Raw genomic sequence first — 5,473 nt, forward strand, 5'->3', positions numbered from 1 at the left:
CCGGTGCTCCCTTCCCCGCACTCGCGCGCCAGTCGCCCTAGCGCATCGCGGGCCCGCTGAAGCTCGACGATCTTGGCGTCGAGGGCTGCGACGCGGGCCGTCGCAAGCTCGCGAGCCCGGCAGCGATCTTCGCCCGCATCCAACTCTAAGAGTTCCCGGATCTCCTCCAGCGTGAAGCCTGCTGCCTGCGCCTGCCGGATGAACCGCAGGCGGCGCACGTCCTCCTGGCCGTAGTGCCGGATTCCGCCCTCGCGCGCAGGCGTCCCGAGCAGGCCCCTGCGCTGGTAGAACCGGATCGTTTCGACGCCTACGCCCCCTGCAGCGGCGAACTCGCCGATGGTGAGCATGTTGACCCCTTGACTCCGTACCATAGTACGGACCCTATATCCATGCCGACCGGATCTCAAGGAGACCGAACATGTCGGCCACCACCATCCTTTCTCCTGCATCGAGCCGCCCCATGGTGGCGAAGAAGGCGGTTATCCACCGCATGGTGATGCCGCACCACACCTGCCCCTACGGCCTCAAGGCCAAGCACCTGCTGAAGCGGGCCGGCTACGAGGTCGAGGACCATCACCTCACCACGCGCGAGCAGACCGACGCTTTCAAGGCGCAGCATGGCGTGGCGACGACGCCCCAGATCTTCATCGGTGACGAGCGCGTCGGGGGCTACGATGACCTGCGCCGGTTCCTCGGCAAGCCCGTCGCGGATCCAAAGGCGACGAGCTACCGCCCGATCATCGCGCTGTTCGCCATGACCGCGCTTATGGCGATGGCGGCAAGCTATGCCGTGACAGGGAGCGTGTTCACCGTCCGTGCAGCCGAGTGGTTCATCGGCTTCTCGATGGTCGTGCTGGCGCTGCTGAAGCTCCAGAACATCGAGAGCTTCGCGACGATGTTCCTGAACTACGACCTGCTCGCCAAGCGGTGGGTGCCGTACAGCTACATCTATCCGTTCGCCGAAGGACTTGCGGGCGTGCTGATGGTGGCGGGCGCACTCACTTGGCTGTCGGTGCCGATCGCCCTGTTCATCGGGAGCGTGGGCGCGGTTTCGGTGTTCAAGGCCGTCTACATCGACCGCCGCGAGCTCAAGTGCGCCTGCGTCGGCGGATCGAGCAATGTTCCCCTCGGGTTCATCTCGCTCACCGAGAACCTGATGATGGTCGCCATGGCAGTGTGGATGGCGCTGGCTGCGTTCGGCCTGCCGATCGTTACGGGCCACGTGATGTAATCGAGCGCTCCGCGCCCGGGCCAGCTTCCAGGAGTTCACCCATGTCTTCCGCGCAGACGGGCCAGCCTGGGGTTTCCCCAGACGGCCGCGGGCTCGGCCTGTCCCTGCTCGTCATCGCGACGGCGCAGCTGATGCTCGTTCTCGACGACACCATCGCCAACATCGCCCTGCCGAGCATCCAGCGCGAACTTTCTGTCGCTGCCTCGACCCTCCCCTGGGTCATCAACGCCTACATCCTCGCCTTCGGGCTGCTGCTGTTCGGCGGCCGGGTGGGCGGCCTGTTCGGGCGCCGCCACGTGTTTCGCGCGGGCCTCGGCCTATTCGCCCTCGCCTCGCTGCTCGGCGGACTGGGCATGAACGCGGAGATGCTGATTGGCGCCCGCGCGCTCCAGGGTGTGGGGGCGGCACTGACGGCGCCGAATGCCCTGGCCCTCATCGCCACCAACTTTCCAGTGGGCAAGCCGCACAACTCGGCCATGGTGATCTACGGCGCCATGTCGGCGCTCGGCATCACCGTCGGCGTGCTGCTCCGCGGGGTGCTGACGGGGACGCTGGGATGGCGGTGGGTCTTCTTCATCAACATCCCCATCGGCTTGGCGGTGCTCGTCGGGAGCGGGGTGCTAGCCGAAGGGGAACGCAACGGCGGCAGCCTCGACGCGCCCGGCGCACTAACCGGAACCGGCGCGAGGGTGACACTCACCTACGGCATCACCCATGCCGCCGAGCACGGCTGGGGCAACACGGTGACGCTCGGCGCAGTCGGCGCGGCGGTGGTCCTGGGCCTGCTCTTCCTCCGGCTCCAGACGCGCGGGACAGACCCGATACTGCCGCTGGGCCTCTTCCGGGACCGCAACCGGTCGGGTTCCTACGCGACGATGCTGTTCGTCGGCGCCGGGCTCATGGGCACCTTCTACCTGCTGGCGCTCTACCTGCAGCAGGTCCTGGGTTTCAGCCCGCTCTGGGCCGGCATTGTCTCGCTGCCCCTTAGCGCGGGGATCATCCTCGGGGCAGGCATCAGCTCGAAGCTGGTCGAGCGTCTCGCGCCGCGCCTCGTGGCCGGTCCGGGGCTGTTGCTAGGGGCGCTGGGGATGCTCTGACTCTCGGCGCTGACAGTGGGCTCCTCCTATGCCGCGCATGTCATGCCCGCCCTCTTCGTCACCTCCTTCGGTTTCGGGATGGCCGCCGTGACGATGACGCTTACGGCTGTTTACGGGGTCGCCGAGGACCGGACGGGCGTGGCTTCGGCGCTCGTCAACATGGCGCAGCAGATCGGAGCAGCGCTCGGCCTCGCGGTCTTCACCACCCTCGCGGTCTCGACGGCGAACGGGCAGATGTCCGATGCTCCTGAGGCCCTGCAGGAAGGCATCGTCCGCGGCGATGCGGTAGCCATCGCCCATGCGGCCCGGGCGCTCACGTATGGCTACACCACGTCCTTTCTCGCCGGGGCTGGGATGCTGCTGGTCGCTGCTGTCATTGCGATTGCGGCCGGCACTACCGGGCGCACGCAAGGCGCGGCGGTGCCCAGTGTCGGGCTTGATCCATAGCTCGGATGGACGGGTGCTCTACCGCGCGTCCGCCAGATGATACGGATCTTCCGCGGCGACTCTGCGGTCTGTGGCTGGCAGGCTGAGTTGGATCTCTATGGCGCCAACTATGTGACCAGGGCGCGCATCGGCAGCCTTTCCACATCGACGACAAGCAGAGAAGATCACCATGAAGATCAAACAGATCCGCAACGCGACGTTGCGCCTCGACTTCGGCGGCGTGAAGTTCCTGATCGATCCCTATCTGGCCGAGAAGGACGCCTACCCCGGCTTCGAGGGCACGCTGAACAGTCACATTCGCAGCCCGCGCCTTCCACTGCGGACCCCAATGGATGACATCCTCGGCGTCGATGCGGTCATCGTGACCCACACGCACGCGGACCACTGGGACGAGGCCGCGGTCAAGCTGGTGCCGAAGCACCTGCCGCTGTTTGCCCAGCATGAGAAGGACGCGGGGCTGATCCGCTCGCAGGGCTTCCGCGACGTCCGCATCCTGACGGAAGACACAGCCTTTGGTGGCGTTTCGCTGATCAAGACCTCCGGCCAGCATGGCTCGGACCAAGCCCTGGCGGTGGCCGGGGAGCTGCTGGGCGAGGTCTGCGGCGTCGTCTTCAAGCACCCGGACGAGAAGGTTCTCTACCTTGCCGGTGATACGATCTGGAATGACCATGTGAAGACGAGCCTCGCCGCCCACAATCCGGACGTCGTCGTGCTCAACGCAGGCGATGCGCAGGTTCCTGGGCTGGGCTCGATCATCATGAATGCCGAGGACGTCAGGAAGGTCTACGACGCGGCGCCGCGGGCGACCTTGATCGCCAGCCATATGGAGGCGGTGAACCATTCTGCCCTGACCCGCGCCGAGCTGCGCGTCTTCTCGGAGAAGACCGGCATGATCGACCGTCTGCTCGTGCCGGAGGACGATGAGGCCTACGCCTTTTGAGGTATTCCATCCGTGCGAGGCGCTCCTGCCCGGGGCCGCAGCGGCATAATGGCGATCCACCCGGCTGCGCGCTCTGCCCGGCATCCTGACCATCGCCTGCATGGCATGCGGCCGGGTCACCCGGGTGATGGCATCGGTCCTGCACCGCGGCGCGTCATTGGTGCCCACCGTCGGCGAGTTGGCGCGGTGTCTGCGATGCACCGGATACAAGGTCCGGGGCCAGGCAGAGCTGGCGCGGGAGCCCGGGAAGCGCCGTAGGCGAGCGATGTCGGGTTAGGCGGTGTATAAGGGGCTGCACAGAGGGGCTGTTGGTGCCCTACGGGGCGCTATGGCGGTTCTGCGGCATGATGCCGTTAAAGCCATCCCCGTAGCGGTCCTGTTGGGGTTGCAGAGTATGTACGAGACCCAGCTGTGCCTGTTCCGCACTTCCTCATCCTGGCCGCCCTCACCGGCACGGTGATCATCCTGGCGCTGCCGATCCTGCCGGCCTGAAGCCGGGCAAGCGGCGGGCCTGGCTCAGGCAACCGCAGCCTGCTGGCGGGCCTTGAGCATCGGCCAGAGCGTGCCGACCAGCAGTCCGGTCGTGACGACGGCGAGCCCGGCCCACTGGGAGCCGTTGGGTCGCTCGTCCAGGACCGCCCAACCGATCAGGGTTGCCAGGACGGGGATGGCCGGAGCCAGGGCAGCGACGGCGGCACTGCCGGCCGTCTTCACCGCCACGGTGAAGAGGATCAGGGCGACCAGCCCCACCAGCACGCCCTGGTAGACTGCCTGCAGGAGCACGGCAGGAGCTGGCGCAGCCAGAACCGCCTCCGGCCCCTGCCACAGGAGATAGACCGGCAGGTAGAGCAGAGCCGAGAGCGGGGCATTGGTGGCCAATGCCTCGCGCGGCTCGATGGCCCAGGTCTTGAGCGCGACGGTGTAGGTGCCCCACATGGCGCTCGCCAGGAGGAACAGCCCGATGCCGATCGGCAGATCACTGTTGCCGGTGACCTGCCGGTCGAGCAGCATCACCAGCACTCCACCCAGGCAGATGGCCGCCCCCAGGACATTGGGCAGCGCAGGGCGCTGCCCACGCCACAGGAGCGCGACCACCATCACCGCTACCGGCTGCAGCCCCGGCACCAGCGCGGCACCATAGGCGACCGGCGCGAACACCAGCCCTCCGAGGAACACGGCGCTGTAGGGCGCGCCGTTCAGGACGAAGAGGGCGAACAGGCGCCCGATGCCAATTCGCCGCACGGCGGGCATGATGGCCGCCCAGAGGAAGGGCAGCACCAACACCGTCGTGACGGCGAAGCGGATCGCGGTCTGGTCATAGCCGTTGAGGCCATCCCAGGCACCGGCACGCCCAGCGGCGAACATGCCCGCATAAATGGCGACGGCGCCGAGGGCGGCGGCGAGACCTGCCGTGTTCATCCAACATCCTCTGAGGGCAGAAGGCACAGACCGCAGGGCCGTGCTGCCAAACTCTATGCCGCTCCAGCACGCCGTGCTGGGCACTGTCCAGTCTGGGCAGGCGCCCGGCCCGCCCCGGATCTCAACCGGACGGCGCGCGCCAGTCGGATGCCGCCGTCGCAGACAAGATGATCAGGCGCTCGGCAAAGTCCCGCATTGGCCAGTGGTACGGACGATTGTCCCGCCCGGTCGCCGCGACTTTCCGGTACTTCCCACCCTGCCCCAGGTGTATGATTACGACAAATTCGGCCGCCCGCATGGAGTGGGCGCGTGGACGGAGGCATGATCACCATCGTGCCG

Annotated in this window: 6 protein-coding genes; 4 read left to right on the forward strand and 2 right to left on the reverse strand. The window is 67.2% G+C overall.

Annotation, left to right across the window (positions count from 1 at the left end):
• Positions 1 to 371 (reverse strand): MerR family transcriptional regulator (locus tag EQG76_RS30875; RefSeq protein ID WP_159719051.1); only part of this gene is annotated, 371 nt, incomplete at its 3' end.
• Positions 372 to 460: 89 nt separating this feature from the next.
• On the opposite strand from EQG76_RS30875, the gene EQG76_RS30880 reads away from it, so the two are divergent.
• The 4 genes from EQG76_RS30880 to EQG76_RS30890 all read left to right on the forward strand — a co-directional run bounded on the left by EQG76_RS30880 (position 461) and on the right by EQG76_RS30890 (position 3,715).
• Complete coding sequence (locus tag EQG76_RS30880) at positions 461 to 1,231, forward strand: glutaredoxin family protein (RefSeq protein ID WP_159719054.1); 771 nt, start codon at positions 461 to 463, stop codon at positions 1,229 to 1,231.
• A 41-nt stretch (positions 1,232 to 1,272) separates the two neighbouring features.
• The gene (locus EQG76_RS30885) at positions 1,273 to 2,328 is read left to right on the forward strand and encodes an MFS transporter (protein WP_200841278.1); all 1,056 of its coding nucleotides are present in this window, start codon (positions 1,273 to 1,275) and stop codon (positions 2,326 to 2,328) included.
• 42 nt (positions 2,329 to 2,370) lie between these two features.
• Positions 2,371 to 2,775, forward strand: coding sequence for an MFS transporter (locus EQG76_RS31950; RefSeq protein ID WP_200841279.1), 405 nt, complete (start codon positions 2,371 to 2,373; stop codon positions 2,773 to 2,775).
• A gap of 169 nt (positions 2,776 to 2,944) precedes the next feature.
• Positions 2,945 to 3,715 carry an MBL fold metallo-hydrolase gene (locus EQG76_RS30890; protein ID WP_159719052.1) on the forward strand — a complete coding sequence of 257 codons (771 nt, stop codon included), beginning with the start codon at positions 2,945 to 2,947 and terminating at the stop codon, positions 3,713 to 3,715.
• A 516-nt stretch (positions 3,716 to 4,231) separates the two neighbouring features.
• On the opposite strand, the gene EQG76_RS30895 is transcribed toward EQG76_RS30890, so the two are convergent.
• A complete protein-coding gene (locus EQG76_RS30895; RefSeq protein WP_159719053.1) occupies positions 4,232 to 5,134 on the reverse strand; it encodes a DMT family transporter in 903 nt (300 codons plus the stop codon).
• Positions 5,135 to 5,473: the final 339 nt, after the last annotated feature.

It is taken from the genome of Geminicoccus flavidas (assembly GCF_009806515.1).
Taxonomy (GTDB): Bacteria; Pseudomonadota; Alphaproteobacteria; order Geminicoccales; family Geminicoccaceae; genus Geminicoccus; species Geminicoccus flavidus.